Annotated in this window: 18 protein-coding genes; 9 read left to right on the top strand and 9 right to left on the bottom strand. The window is 45.7% G+C overall.

The window, feature by feature from the left end; all coding sequences use genetic code 11:
• Positions 1-31 precede the first annotated feature (31 nt).
• Positions 32-955 carry a DUF1338 domain-containing protein gene (locus ACFS25_RS23665; RefSeq protein WP_381505942.1) on the top strand — a complete coding sequence of 308 codons (924 nt, stop codon included), beginning with the start codon at positions 32-34 and terminating at the stop codon, positions 953-955.
• A gap of 77 nt (positions 956-1,032) precedes the next feature.
• Entirely contained in the window at positions 1,033-1,872 is an 840-nt protein-coding gene (locus tag ACFS25_RS23660; protein ID WP_381505940.1) for a sugar phosphate isomerase/epimerase family protein, read from the top strand.
• Between the two features lie 81 nt (positions 1,873-1,953).
• On the opposite strand, the gene ACFS25_RS23655 is transcribed toward ACFS25_RS23660, so the two are convergent.
• The 7 genes from ACFS25_RS23655 to ACFS25_RS23625 all read right to left on the bottom strand — a co-directional run bounded on the left by ACFS25_RS23655 (position 1,954) and on the right by ACFS25_RS23625 (position 7,277).
• Positions 1,954-2,394, bottom strand: coding sequence for a hypothetical protein (locus ACFS25_RS23655; protein ID WP_381505938.1), 441 nt, complete (start codon positions 2,392-2,394; stop codon positions 1,954-1,956).
• A gap of 97 nt (positions 2,395-2,491) precedes the next feature.
• Entirely contained in the window at positions 2,492-3,580 is a 1,089-nt protein-coding gene (locus tag ACFS25_RS23650; protein WP_381505936.1) for an aminotransferase class I/II-fold pyridoxal phosphate-dependent enzyme, read from the bottom strand.
• A complete protein-coding gene (locus ACFS25_RS23645; protein WP_381505934.1) occupies positions 3,577-4,599 on the bottom strand; it encodes a dipeptide epimerase in 1,023 nt (340 codons plus the stop codon). The genes ACFS25_RS23650 and ACFS25_RS23645 overlap by 4 nt, the downstream gene beginning before the upstream one ends.
• 99 nt (positions 4,600-4,698) lie before the next feature.
• Positions 4,699-5,349: a response regulator gene (locus ACFS25_RS23640; protein ID WP_381505931.1), complete on the bottom strand. Its 651-nt coding sequence runs from the start codon at positions 5,347-5,349 to the stop codon at positions 4,699-4,701.
• Between the two features lie 265 nt (positions 5,350-5,614).
• A complete protein-coding gene (locus ACFS25_RS23635; protein WP_381505929.1) occupies positions 5,615-6,424 on the bottom strand; it encodes a sensor histidine kinase in 810 nt (269 codons plus the stop codon).
• Positions 6,400-7,047, bottom strand: coding sequence for a hypothetical protein (locus tag ACFS25_RS23630; RefSeq protein ID WP_381505927.1), 648 nt, complete (start codon positions 7,045-7,047; stop codon positions 6,400-6,402). The genes ACFS25_RS23635 and ACFS25_RS23630 overlap by 25 nt, the downstream gene beginning before the upstream one ends.
• A gap of 44 nt (positions 7,048-7,091) precedes the next feature.
• Positions 7,092-7,277, bottom strand: a complete 186-nt coding sequence (locus tag ACFS25_RS23625) for a hypothetical protein (RefSeq protein WP_381505926.1) — start codon at positions 7,275-7,277, stop codon at positions 7,092-7,094.
• A gap of 550 nt (positions 7,278-7,827) precedes the next feature.
• Here ACFS25_RS23625 and ACFS25_RS23620 point away from each other — a divergent pair.
• On the top strand, positions 7,828-8,379 hold the full coding sequence (locus ACFS25_RS23620; protein ID WP_381505924.1) for a fasciclin domain-containing protein: 552 nt from the start codon (positions 7,828-7,830) through the stop codon (positions 8,377-8,379).
• A 402-nt stretch (positions 8,380-8,781) separates the two neighbouring features.
• Positions 8,782-9,483: an outer membrane beta-barrel protein gene (locus ACFS25_RS23615; protein ID WP_381505922.1), complete on the top strand. Its 702-nt coding sequence runs from the start codon at positions 8,782-8,784 to the stop codon at positions 9,481-9,483.
• Positions 9,484-9,517: 34 nt separating this feature from the next.
• On the opposite strand, the gene ACFS25_RS23610 is transcribed toward ACFS25_RS23615, so the two are convergent.
• The gene (locus tag ACFS25_RS23610; RefSeq protein ID WP_381505919.1) at positions 9,518-9,793 is read right to left on the bottom strand and encodes a hypothetical protein; all 276 of its coding nucleotides are present in this window, start codon (positions 9,791-9,793) and stop codon (positions 9,518-9,520) included.
• A 502-nt stretch (positions 9,794-10,295) separates the two neighbouring features.
• On the opposite strand from ACFS25_RS23610, the gene ACFS25_RS23605 reads away from it, so the two are divergent.
• Together ACFS25_RS23605 and ACFS25_RS23600 are read left to right on the top strand one after the other, a co-directional pair.
• A complete protein-coding gene (locus ACFS25_RS23605; RefSeq protein WP_381505917.1) occupies positions 10,296-12,782 on the top strand; it encodes a TonB-dependent receptor domain-containing protein in 2,487 nt (828 codons plus the stop codon).
• A 439-nt stretch (positions 12,783-13,221) separates the two neighbouring features.
• Positions 13,222-13,398: a hypothetical protein gene (locus ACFS25_RS23600; RefSeq protein ID WP_381505915.1), complete on the top strand. Its 177-nt coding sequence runs from the start codon at positions 13,222-13,224 to the stop codon at positions 13,396-13,398.
• Positions 13,399-14,057: 659 nt separating this feature from the next.
• Here the strand turns inward: ACFS25_RS23600 and ACFS25_RS23595 are convergent.
• Complete coding sequence (locus tag ACFS25_RS23595; RefSeq protein ID WP_381505913.1) at positions 14,058-15,248, bottom strand: hypothetical protein; 1,191 nt, start codon at positions 15,246-15,248, stop codon at positions 14,058-14,060.
• 216 nt (positions 15,249-15,464) lie between these two features.
• Here ACFS25_RS23595 and ACFS25_RS23590 point away from each other — a divergent pair, with 216 nt between their 5' ends.
• The 3 genes from ACFS25_RS23590 to ACFS25_RS23580 all read left to right on the top strand — a co-directional run bounded on the left by ACFS25_RS23590 (position 15,465) and on the right by ACFS25_RS23580 (position 20,106).
• Positions 15,465-15,623: a hypothetical protein gene (locus ACFS25_RS23590; RefSeq protein ID WP_381505911.1), complete on the top strand. Its 159-nt coding sequence runs from the start codon at positions 15,465-15,467 to the stop codon at positions 15,621-15,623.
• A 294-nt stretch (positions 15,624-15,917) separates the two neighbouring features.
• Entirely contained in the window at positions 15,918-16,952 is a 1,035-nt protein-coding gene (locus ACFS25_RS23585; RefSeq protein WP_381505909.1) for a hypothetical protein, read from the top strand.
• 403 nt (positions 16,953-17,355) lie between these two features.
• Positions 17,356-20,106, top strand: coding sequence for a M14 family metallopeptidase (locus ACFS25_RS23580; protein ID WP_381505907.1), 2,751 nt, complete (start codon positions 17,356-17,358; stop codon positions 20,104-20,106).

The raw sequence follows: 20,106 nt of genomic DNA, 5'->3' as shown, positions 1-20,106 counted from the left end.
TATCCTGACTAGTATAAATCGAACACCAACGATGATTTCTTCACCTACTATTCAACTTGTTAATCCGGCACAAACCCTCAATGCTGTGCTGGGTGGCTTGATGCGCCGATACAGTGAGCGCGTTCCTGATGTGCAGAAGGTATTCGATGCCATGCTCGACGCGGGCGTTATTCAGTCGCCGGATGAGATTGAGAATGACCATATTGCCTTTCGAACGATGGGTGTTCCAAACCTGGGACTGGCTTCGTTCGAGAAAATTTTCATGCACTATGGATACGAACGACGTGATGAATACAACTTCATCGAGAAAAAATTATCCGCCTATTGGTACAGTCCGCCTACACCAAAGTTGCCCCGTATTTTTGCCAGTGAACTACGCGTAAATGAGTTGTCGGAAGAAGCGCAGCGCATTATACATCGTTACACGAACATGGCGAGTGACCCTGTTGATTCACTGGATTTGGCTGATGCCGAAGCCGTTGATCATTTTTTGCATCAACCACTTTGGACCACACCCACTCTGGCCGACTATAAAACGTTGTTGAAAGAGAGTGAATATGCGGCTTGGGTGATTTATAACCGTTATTATTTAAATCACTTTACTATCAGCGTTCACAATCTCAAGCCGGGGTACAACACCATCGATGAGTTTGTGGCTTTTCTGGAAAACCGTGGTCTGCGATTTAATTCGGCGGGAGGTACCATCAAGGTAAGTCCAGACGGTGGTTTGAGACAGGCATCCACCATTGCCCAGATGATTGATGCCGAATTTGCCGGTGGCGATATTTTCCGTATTGCGGGTTCGTACGTCGAATTTGCCGAACGGCGCATACTTCCCCAATTCCACGACCTACCCGCTGATCAGATTACCCGGCAGCACAGGCGCGAAGGATTCGAAACGGGTAACGCTGACAAGATTTTTGAAAGTACGTTTACTACCCAAACGGGTAAATAGTTCGTAGTTTACAGTTTATACTAGTCTGGTAGCCAACGCACCGTAAACCGTAGTGATGGACCGCTGAATACGTAATTATGAACATTAAATTCTCTTTCCTACTCGCTGGGCTACTGGTATGTGGCTTCGTTTCACTGGCCCAGAAACCCGCCCCCGTGGGTCTGCAACTCTATAGTTTTCGAAATGAGTTTGCCAAAGATGTTCCGGGAACGATGGCTAAAATAAAAGAACTGGGATTTCGGGAAGCTGAAATTGCCGGAACCTACGGACTAAGTCTACCCGATTTTCGCAAATTGCTGGATCAGAATGGTATTAAAGCCATTAGTACTGGAGCGAGTTTCGAGGATTTGGACAACAATGTACCTAAGGTTTTAGCCGAGGCTAAAGCATTAGGGGCTAAATATGTTGTCTGCACCTGGATTCCTCATGGAGGGGATAAATTTACGATTTACGACGCCGATCGAGCTATCGATGTGTTCAACACCGCTGGAAAACTGCTGGCCGAAAACGACATTACATTCTGCTACCACAATCACGGCTACGAATTTCAAACTTATAAAGACGGCACTTTTTTCGACTACTTAGTCGAAAACCTCGATCCTAAATCGGTTAATTTTGAGATGGACGTATTTTGGGTAAAATCACCTGGCTACGACCCCGTCGCGCTCTTACAGAAGTACCATAAGCGGTTTCTGCTAATGCACCTCAAAGACCGTAAACCCGGCACGCCCGACAGCAATAATGGCCACTCGGATGTCGAGTCGAATGTGGTACTTGGGCAGGGCGACGTTGGTGTTGCCGCCATTATGAAGCAAGCGAAAAAATCGGGTGTGAAGCATTATTTCATTGAGGATGAATCGTCGCGTTCAGTGGAGCAAATGCCCAAAAGTCTGGTTTTCCTGGAAGGGTTAAAGTAGTACTCAGTCCAAATTGTAAGGCCAGCGTTACCTCATAATTATGTATTGAGGTAACACTGGCCTTTGCGTTTAGTAAAAAGCTTATTTTTTACCCTTGAGGACTATCCTATACGTTTGCGTATCCTGCGGGTCTGTGTCAATGCTTATGTTCGTGCCATCGGCAGTGCCAATCTTATCTGCACCATCATATAAGTCGTAGCTAGTCCCATTCGTCTGGACAGTAACCCGGCCTAAAGGGTAATCTGAAGGTGTTCCATTAACCAAAAAAGTAAAAGAAATGCTATCCGTTAGTGTTGCGCTCGCTATACGCGTTGCTATAATGGTACCAGAAGCCACCGTCGTTCCGTTTATTTTGTAAGGCAGGTTAATTGAGTCGACAACACTGGCTGAGTCCTCACGGAGATAGGTAAGCTGATAGGTTCCCGCCACCACTGTCGACGCATCGGGAGCAGGGTCATTGCTTTTACTACATGCTGCAAAAGCCAACGACGCTACGATAAAAAGTGCATACTGTTTTTTCATAAAAAGAAGAGTTTTTCATCACTAGTACGTCGCCTAAGTAGCTTTTGTGGCAACAAATTATAAATACTGAGGTAATGGCCCTTCTCTCAATCGTGGTTCAGCCGACAGCCTTAGTCGAGATATAGTCATTAACAGCCCTGGCCAATGTCTGAATATCGTCCAGCGTATGAAATGCACTTATCACGATACGGGTATTGGCGCGGTCGGCAATTGTTGGGTAGGCGAATGAGTAAATTAATATGTTGTTTTTGAGCAGGTACGCGTACAGCTCATCGTCTTCTGTGAAGAAAACAGGGTAACCTTTCGCATGGCGAAACAAACCTGTGGGGAGTAACAACTCTTCGGCTAACAGCAGATTCTTTTGAAGTCGCTCATATCCTTCGGCATACAACGCATCAGCCCGTAAATAGGCATCCAGGTACGCAGGAGGCATAGGTGAGCAAGCCCCAAAAAATGCCGTTTGGCGCAGGGTTGCTATTGTATTAATGTCGCCGAAAACCACCCCTCCCGGCAATCCCATCGCTTTTGCCAACGAAGCCGTAACCACCAGCCGTATCTCGCTAAGGCGGTTTGGCTTACGCGGAATCTGCGGCCAAATGCCCCGCCCGTCATTGAGTACGCCTAACCCATGCGAATCATCCACAATAAGCGTAATGGGTCGGTGGTCGGGCAAGTCGTTCAGCCAATCAAAATCGTAATAGTCTGAGCAAACTGCATCGAGTGCGTTAGTCAAAATAGCGACCGGGCCGGGAGCTACTGTTCGTAGTTGTTCGGGCAATTGCGCGGTCCATTCGGCAAATGACAGTTGGGGTAGGGCAACCGTTGGCTCGTTCCAGAGGGCCGGGTGGGCACTGGGTGCATAAACAAACGCGGTATGTTGACCCCGCAGCCAGTTTATAACAACCTGACCGGCCATCATTCCCGACGAGAGCGTTAGGGCAGTTTCGGCACCAGTCCTACCGGCTAGTTTCGCTTCGGCCTCTTCATACACCTCAATCCGCACATTACCGTTACGTGAACTCCCAAAAACGGTGCCGTATTGATGTATACTTTCCACCATCAATTGCTGAAAATTGGGATGTTGGGGCAATCCCAGATACGCTGTTCCACTAAAGAAAAGATACTCCTGACCGTTGTGTGTTATGGTTCGATTAGGTAGTTTGTTTATGTGAAAAATTTCGCTCATTCGCTTGTTAATAAATTCACACCTGTCCCGTTTTCAGTGGCATACACGACTTTGCCATACTCGAATGTGACCCCCGTAGCCGGGTCATTGGCAATTAGCATCGCTCCATCTAAATCGGCATAGTCGAGTAGGGGAAGTAATTGAGCTATAGCGGAGATGCCGACACTGGATTCGGTCATGCAGCCAACCATGACGTGTAAACCCAATTCGCGGGCGCGGGCAATCATGCGCCGGGCGGGTGTTAGTCCACCGCACTTGGTAAGTTTAATGTTAACGCCGTGAAAATAACCCGCGCATTGGTCAACATCGCTCTCAACAATGCAGCTTTCGTCGGCAATAATGGGCAACACGCTCTGCTCATACACAAGTTTGGCACCAGCCCAGTCATCGGCGGGTAGTGGCTGCTCAATAAATTCAACACCTAATGCTTGCAATTTTTCCGATTTCGCAACGGTATCAACTGCCGACCAGCCACAGTTAGCATCTACCCGAAACACCGCATCGGTATGTTGGCGCAAAGCATCGACAAGAATTAAATCCATTTCTGGGCGACCTAATTTGATTTTGTAAAGCGGCCAGGGACGTTCCTGCATTTTCTCGACCATCCGTTCGGGCGTATCGAGCCCAATCGTATAGTCGGTTAGCGGACTATTGGCCGGGTTCAGGTTCCAGAGTTTATAAAGGGGCTGTTTCCGGCGTTTGGCCCACAAATCCCAGGCTGCCTGATCGAGAGCACATAAGGCGAACGGATCTTTTGCGAGATGTGGCTGCATATCTGCCCAGAAAACTTCAGGATCAGTCAGAGAATGAGCTTCGATAGAATTGCGCAGGGCGTCGAGAGCGGCCACCATCCCATCAATGGTAATGCCGTAATAACGGGTGGCGGTAGCCTCACCAAACCCACTATACTCGCCATCGCGTAGTTCAACAATCAGCGTCGGCTGCACATCGCGGCTATCATGGGCGATGGTAAACGTATGGTTCAGGCGGAGATCTATCCGGTGAAAGAGCAACTGCATCTGTCTAAAATTTCGACAAAGATAGCAGTCGTTCTATGCGTTCGGGATTTCGGTTCTGCGATAATGAGACTTCAGGCTTCTGTAACAAGCCTTGAAGGGCTATAATTCTACCAAACCATGCCGCACCGCTTCAATAACCATGCCTACCCGAGTCTTCACGCTCATCTTCTGGAAGACAACCTCACGGTACCCATCCACGGTACGCGGACTAACGCACATTTTATCCGCGATCTCGGTATATGTCAGCTCACTACAGGCATATTTTAAAAAATCAAATTCGCGATTATTCAGGTTGAAAGAAGATGTGTGTCCGTTCTCGGTAGGCGTATTTAGGTTACGGATAAGCTGCGTCGTCAGGAATTCGGAGTAATAAAAACCCTTGGTTCTGATATCATCTAACGCCTGAAGAAACTCAGCCGGACGGCAACCTTTAAGTAAGTACCCCCGCGCTCCATTACGTACCATCCTGACAATTTGATCTTCGCGGTCATTCATCGACAGAGCAAGTACCCGAATCGAGGGGTGTAATTGTCGAAGCTGCGTGGCTGTTTCAAAGCCATCCATTTCCGGCATGTTTATATCTAGCAACACGATTTCGGGCAATTGGGTACTGCGAGCCAGTTGATCAAGCAAATCGCGGCCATTTTCGGCTACGAGCAGCACGTCGTAGTTGTCAAACTTGCGGACCATATCAGACAAAGCGATGGCTACTAAGTGATGATCGTCGACGATGGCGATGAATGCAGACATGGGTTTGTTGACGTAGGTATTATTACTACCTGAAAAGTAGAAATCTGAACTAACCTATGCAATACCCAAATGCAGTTATTTTTGATTTTATGAGTAGTAATTCGTAATGTTTAGTATACTAAATGTTCCTTATTGATAAAAATATGTACTTATGATAAAAATAGAGTAGTTAGTAGGGTTTATTGATATCATGATTACGGCTATCAGTAGCCGTACTAGTTCACTATGAACAATCCCGCTAAGCGTAAAACGGCTTGGCACAACATTAAACAAGTTGACTACGGGGCATCCGAATCTCAACACGTGTACCACCGGCATCAGGTTGGCTGATAATGGTGCAGGTGCCACCGAGTAGACCCGCCCGCCGGTGAAGATTACTCAGGCCCGCTCCTGATTCGTCGAGTTGCCGGTTTGTGGCTTCGTGTACACTGAAGCCCCGACCATTATCGGCGATAGTCAGCGTAAAACTATCGGCTTTAAAATCGGCCATGACGTGTAAATTAGTTGCCTTAGCGTGTTTGAGGGCATTATTGAGTGATTCCTGCGTCATCCGCAGAAGTACTATTTCTATTTGTTCGCCCAATATATATTGCTCGCCCAACGTAGTCAATTGGGTGTTTATGTGGCCTGTTCGCTGAATTCGCTCCAATTCGAGTGTAAGGCTGGACAGCAGCCCAAACCGACTGACTGTATCATGGTCGAGGGTTTTGGATAGCGTACGAACGTCGGTAATAATAGTTCGGACCAGGTCTCGGGTTTCCTGAACGGACTGCTGGTGGTCAAGATTGATCACCTCTTCTTCGAGAGCGTTCAGACGCATAATAACTACCGTAAGTAGTTGACCGATGTTATCGTGCAGGTCGTTGGCGATTTGTTGAAGTGTCTGGTTCTGTATTTCGAGTTGGGACTGAAGCAGTTCTTGCTGGTATAGCGTTTTAATATCTTCCTTATCTCGTAAATAACGGATATACTGGCGTTGATGCATCAAAACGAAGAGAATAGGCGTCACCGTTATGAGCAATAAAAATACCGTACCAATACTAACAATCTCTATTTCGTCGGTAAAATTTTGCATCGCATACCGATAAAGAAATAAATGCACATCAACAGGAAAACTGCATTATGAATTTTCCAGAGTATACCAATATTGGCGTAGTTACGGCTGACCAACGTATTGTAAGTCAGGAAAATAAAGAAATTACTGGTATAATAGGTGAAAATACCATTTACATACCAGAAATCCCTGACCTTCAAAATATTTTCCTTTGGCTGTATTGATAGCTGTTGGGTATAATAAAATAAGCAGGCAATAGTAATCAATAAACTTATTGATCCAAACGACAAGCTATTAAAAGTAGCTACTGTGTTGGACAATTGTAGGGTAATAACTGAATTTATTTGGTAGAGTATGACAATACTCAGAATTATTCGCTTTAATAACCGCGACGAGTATAGTTCAGCAAAATACAGTGACAGGATAAAATAAGCCCAGGAGAAGTTTAGTGAATAAGCGAACAAATTGTCTCGTACTAATTCGTTTAACAAGTTGGCGTATCCGTTAAAAAGAAACTGGCCGCTTAAATAAAGAACAATATAGTCCCTCCCTGGCCGACGCATTGTGGCCAACGCCATAATGAGCAGCAACAAAGGAGGGACTGTGTCGAAATAATCAATGGCTTTGTTTATAACTGGCCACATTGGGTGATAAGTCAGATAATGAGTAAGTTGGCAGAATATGCCGGTCAACCACAGCCTGGAGGACGAGGGCAACCGCTGATTTCCTGCCCAAGCAGTTCGGACGTTTCTTTTGCATCTTGGCAGCGAGCTATAACTCGTGCCGGAAAGATACCGTCTTTACCCGGTCCAAATTGCAATCGTACGAGAACCTCGTCTTGCGAGTCGCTTGACTCATCAATTATTTTTTTCAAATCCGCTTTTTTAAATACATAGTCTAACATTCTGGTAGGTCTTAAAGAGTGAAAGTTTAGTTTTTGGTAAAGTAATTGGTAACTATATAAATTAAAAATACTACTACCTTTTTTTGAAATCTATCGCAGTCAATGTGTTGATTTTTAGGTGATTATCCTATAGATAATAGTGTTTTTATCATTAAATACGGGGAAAATACCGTATTTGGTACCGTATTTTCCCCGCTTTATATGGGGTTGTTCTCCCCTGTTATCTTACTGACGTATTGATCAACTTTGTTGAGTTGATTCTATCTACATCTTCCTCCATATCACCTTCCTGAAAGACAGACCGCTGGGTAGCTACCCAGCGGTCTGTCTTTTTATAAACACTTTTGTGAGACGCTTATAGATATTTATAAATATCTGGTTACCAGATATTTATAAATATCTATAAATATTTTTAAATTAATTAAATCCAAACGCTACAGACCTGCCGTAAGTCTTCACGTTGATCGACACAGGTAGTTAACTCGTTCAGTACAAAATTCAACTAATAAGAAAGAACAACATGAAGACGTTAAAATTTATTTTTTCACTAATTGCTTTATCGGCTCTTAGCCAAGTTTCGTTCGCTCAGGAAAAAACTGTAATGGTAGGTGGTGCACCAATGTATCCGTCGAAAAATATCGTTGAGAACGCGGTGAATTCTAAAGATCATACTACACTTGTCGCTGCTGTTAAAGCGGCTGGATTGGTTGAAACACTTTCGAGCCCTGGCCCATTTACGGTGTTTGCTCCTACAAACAAAGCTTTCGACAAACTGCCTAAAGGCACTGTTGAAACGCTGGTAAAACCAGAAAATAAAGAAACGCTGACGGGTATTTTGACCTACCACGTTGTGCCGGGTAAAATGAGTGCTGCCGACCTGATGAAAGCTATTTCAGATGGTGGTGGTAAAGCCATGCTAAAAACCGCATCGGGTGGTACGCTGACGGCCATGCAGAAAGGCAATAAAATTCAATTGACTGATGCCAAAGGCGGTACCGCCATGGTTACGATTCCCGACGTAAATCAGTCAAATGGGGTGATTCATGTAATTGACACAGTGCTAATGCCCTAAAAGAAAATTCGCTTTATCCAACCAAAAAGTGCTCGGCCCAACGGTCGGGCATTTTTATTGCCTTATGAAAATAAACTGGTAGGTACAATATCGAAGCGTATTGTTGTTGGCGTAGGTGCTTCACATTGCGAATTGATGGTGAACTTATTGAAAGCTACGTCCAGCGTAATGGTTTATACGCTAAACGAGTGTAAACCATAAAATTAATGATAAGTATAAATCATTGATTTTCAATACATTAAATGCTGTTCATCCAATAAAAAGAGGATGAGCAGCATTTTCTTTTTATCATCATGCAACCTGACCCCACTACTCTTACATCTTCCTATCAACTAACACAAGGAATACAATCGTAAGAAAAGACAACGTGAATTTTCCTAAACCCTACTTTTGATTACAGCCATGAAAACGGTCAAACACCTCCTAACGTCAACCCTACTTGCTGCTTCGATTGCTTCGTTCGCACAAACAACCACCGTTACCATCACTACCGATTCGATGACCCGGCCAACCAAAACCATCGAACACATCACCTCCGATTTCAGTATCTACGTGGGTGTCAATAATCTCAGTGGCTCACTGCCGACGGGCTACGATTTTCGACCTATTGGATCGCGCTTTATAGCTTTAGGCTGGCAAAAACGCATTCCACTTTCGGTGAACGGGCCTACTAAATTTCGGTTGGTAACTGGCCCCGAAGTCGCCTGGAACAATTTTATGTTTACGGATCGGAATACATTGGTTAACCACAACGGCCAACTTGAGATTGAACAGGCTGACGCTGATTTGCGTAAATCTAAACTCGTAACTGCGCAGCTCAACCTGCCCGTTATGCTGAACATGGCCTTTCGGTCGGGCCTGACGCTGAGTGTGGGAGCTTATGCCGGGATTCGATTGGATAGTTATACCAAAGTTAAACCCGAAAGTGGCTCGGCTGTCCGCACGCACGGTTCCTACAATCTGAATCAGGTGCGCTGGGGACTAACGACCGAACTGGGCTTCCGGGGCACATCTAAACTGTTTTTCCGCTACGAACCTAACAGCCCATTCCGGACAGGGAAGGGACCCGATGCCAGCGTATGGGCCGTGGGGGTAAAATTATAAGTCAGACCAGGGTAATACTATCGCTGGAAAACTGTCAGGAATTCTTCAGGCTATCTAGTGACGAATCACCCTTAAAATTCTGCAGCTGGCTGTAAATAAGAAAATTGAGTAGTCGCCACTCCACTAAGTCAACCGCCGAATAATGAATACGCTGGTCAGAAAGAATATCAACCGATGTACGCCGGGGTGACCAGCTAACACCACCAGTGAAGCCACTCATATCGACAAAGCTGGTAAGTTGGGCAGAGTCAGTAGTGCTTTCTGAACTAATCGATATATACTGGGTAAGGTGAAAGGTGGGCAGATCCAATAGTTGAATAGTCTGGGTATGGAACCCGTCGAGTTTAGAAATAGGTAAACAAATTATACTTTTATAAACACCCAAGTCTGTTTTCTGCTGGCCTTTTTTAGAAGGTTACTGACACATAGACAGCATGACTAAAAATAGTAGCGCACTGGGCAAAAAGCCGAACCGCTTGGCAAACTGTCGGAAGTTTTGAAAAAAGACAACACATAAGACGCCCCCTAAGCTTATGTTCAGTAATGCCCAAAGCACATGTAGTACAGCCATAAATAAGTTTACTGAGAGGGGCTGAAAAATACGATTAAAAACAGCAACTCCATGCAACGTTCTGTTTTTCGCCTGTGTCTTTCTACAAAATTATTCTTCAATATAATCCTCCCACGTTAAAATCCGCTTATCCTGCCATTCAGACCGCTTGTGTAAGAACAGGTACTTTGTGATGCCCACTACCTACCTTTGCCATGTACTTTAGAATAACAAAGAGCAACCTCCTGAAAAGTCCAATAGTATGAAAACGATTTTACCCTTATCCATTTTTACTCTGCTTACGCTATCAACGGCGTTTGGGCAGGTCCTGACACGAGGTACCGTACACGGGCAAGTGGGATCTGTAACAGGAAAACCGCTCGAGTTCACGACGATGATGCTCCTGAAAGCAAAAGACTCTACTCTGGTGAAGGGCGCTATCAGCGATACTGATGGAAAATATGCTTTCGAAAATGTTGGTGCAGGCAACTACCTAATAGCGGCTCAACAGATAGGATATCGCAAAACGTATAGTGCACCGTTCGCGGTAGATGAAGCCCATCCTGCGGTTGAATTACCTGCACTAACGATGAGCGATGAAACCAAAAATCTGACCGAAGTGAAAGTAGTTGCGCAGAAGCCATTCATCGAGCAACAGGTAGATCGGACAGTTATGAACGTTGAAAACAGCATTGTAGCCAGTGGTAGTACTGCCCTCGAAGTGCTGGAGAAAGCGCCTGGTGTGACCATCGACCGCCAAAACGATCAGATTCAGTTGAAGGGAAAATCGGGCGTAATCGTTTACATCGACGGCAAACAAACCTACCTCTCGCAACAGGAAGTATCGAATTTGCTTAAAAATACCCCCAGTGACAACATTGCGTCAATCGAGATTATCACCAATCCCGGCTCTAAATACGATGCGGCTGGTAATTCGGGGATTATCAACATCAAGATGAAGAAAAACAAGAATTTCGGTACCAACGGAACCTTCATTATCGGTTCTGGCTACGGCTGGGTGAACAACTTAGCCGGGTCCCGCAAGGACTTGCCGAAGTTCAATACATCGCTGAATCTGAACCACCGCGAAGGCAAACTCAACTTGTTTGGTAACTATAGCTATGTGAACCGGCAGAGTGCACAAAGCAACGAAATTAACCGGGCCATCCCTTATAACGGACACACGACTTACTTTGACCAATACTCGTTTCGTCCGAATCAGGCTGAAAATCACTCGTACAAAGCCGGTCTGGATTATTTTATCAATCAAAAAAGTACAATTGGTGTCCTGTTCAATGGTTTCTCTAACAACTGGCAGTCAGCAGGTCAGAATAATACGTTCATTAGCGATGAAAACCACCAGCTTACCAGCAGGCCAACGACTAAAACCGACGCTCGTGAGTTCATGTCGAACGTGACAGGTAATGTCAATTACAAGTATGATTTTGATGGAAAAGGCCACGAGTGGACCGTTGATGCTGACTATGTTCACTACGGTGGGCATAATAACAATAACCTGAGCACTACCTACTACAACCCCAATAACACCCTGAATCGCCCGAACCAGGATGTGCGTAATAACATGCCATCTGTCATTAATATTCTGGCTTTCAAGACCGATTATGTACACCCACTGAAAAATGGTAGCAAGCTGGAAACAGGACTAAAAAGCAGTTTCGTGAACGCCGACAACAACACCATTTATGATACCCTCCTACAAGAGACCCGGTTGTGGCTGCCCGACGCTAGTCGCTCCAACCAGTTCAAATACAACGAAAATATCAACGCGGCTTACATTAACTACGCAGGCAAACTGGGCAAGAATCTAAAAATACAGGCAGGGTTACGAGCCGAGCACACGCATTCGACGGGTACATCGGTCACGCTCAATCAAACAGTTGACCGCAATTACCTGAACCTGTTCCCGACCTTGTTCCTGTCGCGTCAGCTAGATACAAACAATGTATTGAACCTGTCGTATAGTCGCCGGATAGATCGCCCTGATTACCAGAATCTTAATCCGTTCGTATTCTACTTAGACCCTTATACCTATCAAAAAGGGAACCCATTTCTACGGCCTCAATACACCAATTCAGTTGAACTGACGCACGTTTATAAGAATGCCTTTACAACAACACTCGGTTATAGCCGCACAACGGATTTTATTAATCAGGAAACGCCCCGCCAGATTGCTGCTGAAAACATCACGTATATAACGCCCGAAAACCAGGGACATTTAGATAACATAAGCCTGAATCTTAGCTTCCCAGTACCTATTACAAAGTGGTGGCGGATGCAGAATAACATAAGCACCTATTACCAAAATTACCAAACGTTTTACTCTGGAACTCCCTACCAAGTAAAATTAGTGGCTTACAATCTGTATTCGTCCAACAATTTCACCCTGAGCAAAACCATGTCTGCCGAGGTATCGGCCTGGTATAATTCGGCCTCGCAATATGGTTTCTACCGCGCTAAGCCAATGGGTGCCTTCAGTATAGGGGTGCAGAAGAAAGTTATGGATGGGAAGGGTAGCCTGAAACTGAATGTAAATGACCCCTTCTGGCTGAATCATTTCAATGGCCGGGCTGTGGTTCAGGATATTGACTTCCGCGTAGGGTCACGTTGGGAGAGCCGCCGGGTTGCGTTAACCTTTACCTATCGCTTTGGTAACCAAAATGTTAAGAATGAACGCCAGCGTAATTCAGCTACATCAGCCGAGCAAAATAGGGTGAAAGGAGGCAATTAAAAGTAATATAGGGTGTATGTAATCAAGCCCGTAACATGCATCATAGATAAAAATGGACTTTAGTTTAGGTTAAGAAAACGCGAAAGCCGTCCCCGTATTGAGGGACGGCTTTTTTGTATATTGACAATCAGGTTGTTAGATTAATGAGGCAAGTATTTGCTTCGATTGGGATACAAGTGAGGAACAAGAAGCAACGGAATTACTAAGGATCGGGTACACTGGCAAACCGAAAAAGAAGGTGAATTACCCCCATCTGCTCGCTTCATTAGTTCACCTTATGATTTAAAAGCCCATTATAGTCGTAAAAATACGAACTCCTAGGTAGGCTATAAAGTACACCTGACTGAAACCTGCGAAGACGATCAGCCTCAACGCTCCGGCGACCCGGTTGATTACACAAGTAGTGACCATCAGCGGAACCTGTTCTAATTTATTAGCTTTGCCAACTATCCATCAAGGCCTGCGCAATAAAGCACTTTTGCCGACTACTCACTTGGTCGATATAGGCTACATAGATGCAACCACCCTGCTGGATAGCCAAGAGCAATACAAGATTGATTTTCTGGGTCCGGCGCGGCTTGATATCCAGTGGCAAGCGGCAGGCTCAAACTGGTGAGGGTTTTGCCGCTACTGATTTCAAGTTGAACTGGCCGACTAACGAAGCCATCTGTCCATAAGGTCTACCTAGTAAATCTTGGTCAAAGACCATTGAGAAAGGGCACCAACGGGTCGTTATCAAATTTTCCCGGAAAACTTGTTTAGCCTGTACCCTTTAGGCTAAGTGTACGCGCGGTAAGCTACGAGTCGTCAATCTTCGGACTTCTCATCAGCATCAGACTTTGGTAGCCGCCCGCAGCCGGGATCGTCAGCCTACCAGTTAGCGTATCAGCGACGGGCGGGTTATATCGCAGGGCATTCGTGTATTTGGTTTACGTCACTCCCACTATATTGGTTTATCTAAAACCCACCTTCAGCACGTTTAGACGGCAACGACGATCAATTTGTGTCGACTCGATGGTTGGCTTAATGAACAACCAATGGCTAAAACGAGCCGGTCAAGTTTTGCCCGCTTAATGGCTAAAAAAGCCGCCGTTATCTGAATTCGCGAATCGTATCACCTTTGACGCTGAACCAGTCTAGACCAAAATACTCAACAAATCCTCATAGAGTTCGGAGAATGGGTCGTTCTATGCTGCTGTGAGGATTTACGTAGTAGGCAACGCGGCCTAATTTAGGATGTGGCGATCGTTCGTACGTTTAATTAGTTGAATTTTTTTATGGTTGAACTACGATTTGGTAATTGAAGAGCTTAACCGTTGACTTAGATGTCAATCTATAAACCCCCGCGGGTAAACCAATCATTGATAAGCTACTCAATATACTTGGTTTGAGGTCTTGCTTGACGACTCTACCTTGAACATCTGTAAGTTGATATTGCTCGCAGGCAACAGCTGGGTTGAATAAAACTTCGCCTGATATGGGAACCGGGTTTGGATACAGCGTTGGTATAACCTCTCCCTCCGACAAAGCAATAATTCGGCTAGGGTTTTGGGTACTGTCCTGATCAATTTGTACTAAACGATAGTAATTAGTGCCAGATAAAGGAGTAGCGTCGATGAACGAATAGCTGTGAGGACTAAAGGAACTCCCATCGGCTGCTTGGGAAGGCACCTTACCGATAGTGTCAAAATTGATGGCGTTACGGCTTCGTTCAATACGAAAAAAAGCACTATTCGCTTCGTGGCTAGTTTCCCATTTCAGTAATGCACCTGCACCGGTCATATGACCAGTGAAATAGGTAAGCGTGACAGGCAGAGGGTTTACTGTGCAGAATGATAACCCTTTAGCTGTAGCAGCGTAGACCGTACTACTAGTTGCATACACATTAGTCACATAATCGTCTCCTAAACCGTTAGCGGTAGTGTAGTTAATAAACGTGTTACCCCCATCAGTGGAAATGCTCAATCCACCGTATGCCGCGGCATAAACGGTGTTACCTAGCGCATAGACACCAAGTACTGGATTATCTCCTAAGCCGTTGGCGATAGTTTTGTTGATGAACGTATTACCTCCGTCAGTGGAAATGCTCAATCCCTCAAATGTAGCCGCATAGATTGTGTTGCCAGTTACATACACATTAATCACGCCATTACTGCCTAGCCCATTGGTAGTCGTTCTATTTGTGAAGGTGTTACCACCGTCAATGGAAATACCCAACCCGCCGTTTGTACCCGCATATACCGTGTTGCCTACGACAAACACGCAACGAACCAGATCATCCCCTAAGCCATTAGCCGTAGTCTTGTTCGTATAGGTATCGCAGATCGGTCCATTAATCTGAGCGGTAGTTAAGGTAGATAGTAGTAAACTGACAACAATAAATGAAAGAAGTCTATAGATGAGCCAGCGGAAGGGATGTAACAGGAAAAAGCGGCCATTTGGCTGGTGATGTAAATTTATTGTCATAAATAATAAGTTTTTGGTAAGGTAGTTATGGGATAAAGGGAAAGCAATTTGATCTGTTCTGAATTTGTTATATAATCTGAATTGTATGAGACAAGTCTGTTTAGAGAGTATAAGCCAGTAAAAACAATACAATTTTAATAAGAAAACCCGCTTCGGTAAGGACATGAATTTGCTTAGGAAACCGCATCGTAATATGACCGCCGGGCGGCCCCGAAAATGCTCGCTCAATCCGTTGGCAAAACATTTTCTTATAAGTGGTATCTCATGCCTTGTCTGGGCATTGACTATGCTTTTTCGCTGAATTTGCAGGTACATCTGCTCACAATCAGCACAGAGGTTCTCTTGTCGCTCTGGCGCCCCGGTTGTAATCCGTAAGCCCACGTCGCCAAAGACATGGCTCTCATCAGGGAGATCCGGATGAGCATCTGTGAAGCGGTTACGTCGACATACGAACCGGGCAGGATAAAAAAAGCACCGGCTGCTTATGGCGTGTGGGTAGGATAAGCACCTTTAAAATACAGATAAACTTCGTGCTAACCTCTAACAAAACAAACAATTTATTGCTGGACCTTGGGGTAGATAACTCATATTACTTTTTTGTTGCCGATCAATAAATCCAACCATCGATACGGACTGATTTTCTGCTTCTTTACAACTGTATGAGGAAAGATGCTTTCTATATTCCTTCCTCACCAGATAGTACCTCAATCGATCTATCGGCTAGGAATCACGTATATGGACATTATTACGTCGGCGAAAGGAAAGCGTTGGGATTCAATTTTAGAGCCCGTTATGCCCTATGGCTCCCTATTACGACTCACCTTGCAGATACGCCTGGAACTGGTTAGAATAGAACCAGATAGCCATTCGTTTGATGCCTTCAGCTATATCCACAACGGGATTCTGCGTAACCAGTTCGGTACGGTCAACCTACAAACGTGGAGTGATGGGGAATGGACTAGTTTTCGGCAACGCTTCGCTTCGACGATTGAGCGATTCTGGAATCACAAATTAGTGCTTATGCCTACTCAGCCCTGGTATGCCTACAGCGATCCTTGGTCAGTAAACCGCATCGACCCATCCCGCATTGGTTGCAGCTTGTCCATTCAAGTGGTTGACACGCCCGCTGGAAACCCGGTTCATTTTCGATTCGGCTGCGTCAAGACGTCAGACTCGTTTCGCTCTTATGCAAGCCCGGAATGGCGCAGTGGCATGCTTAGTCAGGTAGATTTGAATCAACAGCCTTCCTGGCGAAGCATTAGCTTCAAAGACCACTTTCATATGGTTCGTTTTCAGCAGATCACGGCGGTGCACGAAATTGGGCATGTGCTCATGTTAAACCATCCTCGTGGCCCTGGCGGGGAGGAGTGGGCTTATGGAACCACGTATGAAGAGCATAGCAGTATCATGGGTGCAGGGGATGTTGTATCGGCTACTATGGCTCGTCCCTGGCAACAAACCCTGGATAAACACCTAGTGCGACAGACGAATGCTGACCGAAAGCTACAGTTTAGCGGAGTCTTAGATAGCAATGTTTTAGACCACTCGTGGGCTAGTGTAAATCTGTTAGCCTTCTCGAAGAAAACTTTGGCCGAAATGCCCGAATCTAATCCCGGCCATAACGGGCTGCCCAGTATAGAGACAAGTACCCCCAAAGGTCCGGCTGGCGTTGACTGGAAGCACTTACCGTTTACGCAACATTAGAAGTTTAAAGATTCTCAATCTTACATTTTTTCGCTACATGCGTATTTGGGGCGGCTTTTTTGTGTTTTCCATACTGTGTGTGGAAAGAATTCAGGGGTGTTTATATAGGCAATCTTGCAAACGACAAAATGCTGAACCATTATTCAATAGACTTATTCCAGACTCAATCAGCTTGTGAATGAGGATAATACATTTTGTAATTGACCTGCAAAATGGCACTATGTGTAAGCTTATATAATGAAAATCCATATTTTCTATTGCATTAAAACTATATCGCCGAATAGAATTGCTTAAATTATTCCTTGTGTAGTATTTTTGGCAAGAATGGGTGTGCCGCCAAGTGAACAAATGCCCACTATGTTAATATAAGCAAACTCCTCTCTCGTCGAAACTACTGAACTGCATGGTGACTCTTTTACCTATTCGTTTGTGTTTTTTAAAGTCAGCCTTTCTATTTAGGATAGGTAAATCACTGCTTCTGGTCGGGGCTTTTCTGTTAATGAATTTGCTGGCTGTCGCGCAGCAAAAAGCGATTCCTAAACCGGAAGAGACACTCGGTTTTCCGGTTGGTGCTGATTTTAAGCTTGCTACGTATGAACAATCCCTAAAATACTTTGAGAAACTCGACGAAGCCAGCGACCTGATGAAACTGGTTTACGTGGGCGAAACGTCGGAAGGACGACCCTGGTATTTTGCGTTGATTTCTTCTAAAAAGAACCTGGATAATATTGATAAGTACCGGGCCATTGCGCAACGACTAGCGCATCCGGCGGGCCTGTCGGATGAGGAAGCCAAAAAACTTTCGCTGGAAGGCAAACCGCTGGTCCATATTGACGGCGGGTTGCACGCTTCGGAAGTGGCTGGTGCTCAACACACTATTTCGTTGGCCTATGAAATGCTCAGCAAAGCCGACGACCCCAAAATTAAGAATATCCTAGATAACGTTGTTCTTCTATTGTGGCCCTCGCTCAATCCTGATGGGCAGACAATGGTAAGTGATTGGTATAAGTCGAACGTGGGTACGCCTTATGAAGTGGCCCCATTGCCATTTTTGTATCAGAAGTACGTTGGGCATGATAACAACCGCGACGCCTACATGCTCAACATGATTGAGTCGCGTGTGGTAACTCGTACATGGCGTGAATGGGAGCCGAACATTATTTTTGTCCATCACCAGACATCGCCTTTCCCATCACGAATTTGGTTGCCGCCCTTTGCTGAACCAATTGCTTCTCAAACGCCACCCATTATTGCCCGCGAGGTGAATATGATCGGCATGGCGATGGCACAGGCATTGGAAAGTAACGGGCAGAAAGGAGCTACGCACATGGGTACGGGCTTCGATGCGTGGTATCCTGGCTACATTGATTACATGCCCGTTCTGCAAAATATCCCCGCATTCTGGACAGAAACAGCTTTATATAATTACGCCACGCCCCACTTTTATACGGTTCGCGATTTTCCGCAAGACAAAAATGAATTTCGGATTGAATCCTTGTATTCGAGTCCGTGGTTGGGTGGCTGGTGGCGCATCGGTGATGCGATCGCCTATATGCAAACGGCTTCGCTGGCTACCCTAGATTATGCCGCCAAATATGGTGATGTGCTCTTGTACAATCGCTATCAGTCGGGGCGTAACACGATCAAGAAATATGAACAGGAGCCGCCTTACGCTTATTTTATTCCGCAAAAACAACGCGATCCTGTGCGACCGGTGGAACTCCTGCGTCGGCTGGCTTTTCACGGAATTCGCATCGGTCAGTTGACTAAAGATGTTGCGTTCGAAGGCCGAACTTACCTAAAAGGTACTTGGGTGATTCCAATGAATCAGGAGTTTGGCGAGCTGACAAAACAACTCCTCGATGTGCAGTCATATCCCGATTTGCGTGAATTTCCCGGCGGTCCACCCGAACAACCGTATGATGCCGCCGGTTGGACACTGCCGTTGCAATTTGAACTGAACGTAATTCCGGCCACCACGCCACTAACTGCCGACCTAAAAGGGGCTATTCAGATGGTGAGCGGAACTGCTAAGGACTGGAAAACGGATACTCATAAAGAGGCCAATCCCGCCGATTTTATTGCGGGCATCGGCTTCGATACAAACCCGGTATCGTCGGGGATTAATGCCCCGGAAGGACGGTTGACGGGTTCGGGCACGGTGGTCTTGGTTAATCCGGTCGAAAACAATTCATTCAAGGTAATTGCCCGGTCATTAAAAGCGGGGGGAACCATCAAATTCAACAAAGAAAACCAACGCTACGCCATCAGCGGGGTAGGGAAGGCGACGCTGGAACAATGGATAAAAGAATTGGGTGTTACGGCTGAACTTACAACAAATGCCGCCGGAGCCGCCGTGAAACCCCGCATTGGGCTATACAAACCCTGGACGGCTAGCATGGATGAAGGTTGGACGCACTGGGTACTGGAGCAGTTTGAATTTCCGTTCGCGACAATCAGTAATGCCGACGTTCTGGCTGGTAACCTGAATGACCGCTTCGATGTAATCCTGATTGCTTCTGACCGAATGAGAAACATTAAAGATGGTTTCGCCAAGGGTGCTGTGCCTCCCGCTTACGAAGGTGGTTTGGGGGTGCAGGGTGCGGCAAATTTAGACAATTTTGTGAGTCAGGGCGGAACGCTGGTTTGCCTGAACGAAAGCAGTGATTATGCCATTGATGCGCTTCATTTGCCGGTGAAAAATGTGGTGGACGGTATTAATCGGAAAGACTATTTTACGGGTGTCTCTTTGTTGGAAATAGAGACTGACGCTACACATCCTGTCATGGCCGGTATGCCTGCCAGAGCCGCTGTTTTTGTTGATGACAGTCCGGTATTCGCTACCCTCGACAGATTTAAAGGGCAGGCACTAGCCAAATTTGCGTTAACGGGTTCGCCCTTGCGGTCGGGTTATTTGTTGGGCGAAAAGTTTCTACAGGGTTATGCTGCTTCGTTGGATGTTCAACACGGAAAAGGCCACGTGATTCTGCATGGATTTCGACCTCAATGGCGTGGCCAACCGCTGGGCACGTATCGGGTTTTACTCAATTCGGTACTGTATGGAGGTGAACTTGCCAAAGGTAAATATGGTACGACGGAATTCTGGAAATCTCCCTCGCTGCCGGTAAAGCCGAAAGAGGACGAGAAAAAATAG

The sequence above is a fragment of the Spirosoma flavum genome (genome assembly GCF_042686045.1).
Classification (GTDB): Bacteria; Bacteroidota; Bacteroidia; order Cytophagales; family Spirosomataceae; genus Spirosoma; species Spirosoma flavum.
Note: the sequence above shows the minus strand (reverse complement) of the source record. Positions and strands in the feature narration are given on the sequence as shown.

Excerpts from the sequence above, each read along its gene's own strand:
- ACFS25_RS23665 (WP_381505942.1), top strand. The coding sequence starts at position 32 with ATGATTTCTTCACCTACTATTCAACTTGTTAATCCGGCACAAACCCTC.
- ACFS25_RS23605 (WP_381505917.1), top strand. The coding sequence starts at position 10,296 with ATGAAAACGATTTTACCCTTATCCATTTTTACTCTGCTTACGCTATCA.
- ACFS25_RS23660 (WP_381505940.1), top strand. The coding sequence starts at position 1,033 with ATGAACATTAAATTCTCTTTCCTACTCGCTGGGCTACTGGTATGTGGC.
- ACFS25_RS23595 (WP_381505913.1), bottom strand. The coding sequence starts at position 15,248 with ATGACAATAAATTTACATCACCAGCCAAATGGCCGCTTTTTCCTGTTA.
- ACFS25_RS23585 (WP_381505909.1), top strand. The coding sequence starts at position 15,918 with ATGCTTTCTATATTCCTTCCTCACCAGATAGTACCTCAATCGATCTAT.
- ACFS25_RS23630 (WP_381505927.1), bottom strand. The coding sequence starts at position 7,047 with ATGTGGCCAGTTATAAACAAAGCCATTGATTATTTCGACACAGTCCCT.
- ACFS25_RS23590 (WP_381505911.1), top strand. The coding sequence starts at position 15,465 with ATGCTCGCTCAATCCGTTGGCAAAACATTTTCTTATAAGTGGTATCTC.
- ACFS25_RS23620 (WP_381505924.1), top strand. The coding sequence starts at position 7,828 with ATGAAGACGTTAAAATTTATTTTTTCACTAATTGCTTTATCGGCTCTT.
- ACFS25_RS23640 (WP_381505931.1), bottom strand. The coding sequence starts at position 5,349 with ATGTCTGCATTCATCGCCATCGTCGACGATCATCACTTAGTAGCCATC.
- ACFS25_RS23635 (WP_381505929.1), bottom strand. The coding sequence starts at position 6,424 with ATGCAAAATTTTACCGACGAAATAGAGATTGTTAGTATTGGTACGGTA.
- ACFS25_RS23650 (WP_381505936.1), bottom strand. The coding sequence starts at position 3,580 with ATGAGCGAAATTTTTCACATAAACAAACTACCTAATCGAACCATAACA.
- ACFS25_RS23580 (WP_381505907.1), top strand. The coding sequence starts at position 17,356 with ATGGTGACTCTTTTACCTATTCGTTTGTGTTTTTTAAAGTCAGCCTTT.
- ACFS25_RS23645 (WP_381505934.1), bottom strand. The coding sequence starts at position 4,599 with ATGCAGTTGCTCTTTCACCGGATAGATCTCCGCCTGAACCATACGTTT.
- ACFS25_RS23615 (WP_381505922.1), top strand. The coding sequence starts at position 8,782 with ATGAAAACGGTCAAACACCTCCTAACGTCAACCCTACTTGCTGCTTCG.
- ACFS25_RS23655 (WP_381505938.1), bottom strand. The coding sequence starts at position 2,394 with ATGAAAAAACAGTATGCACTTTTTATCGTAGCGTCGTTGGCTTTTGCA.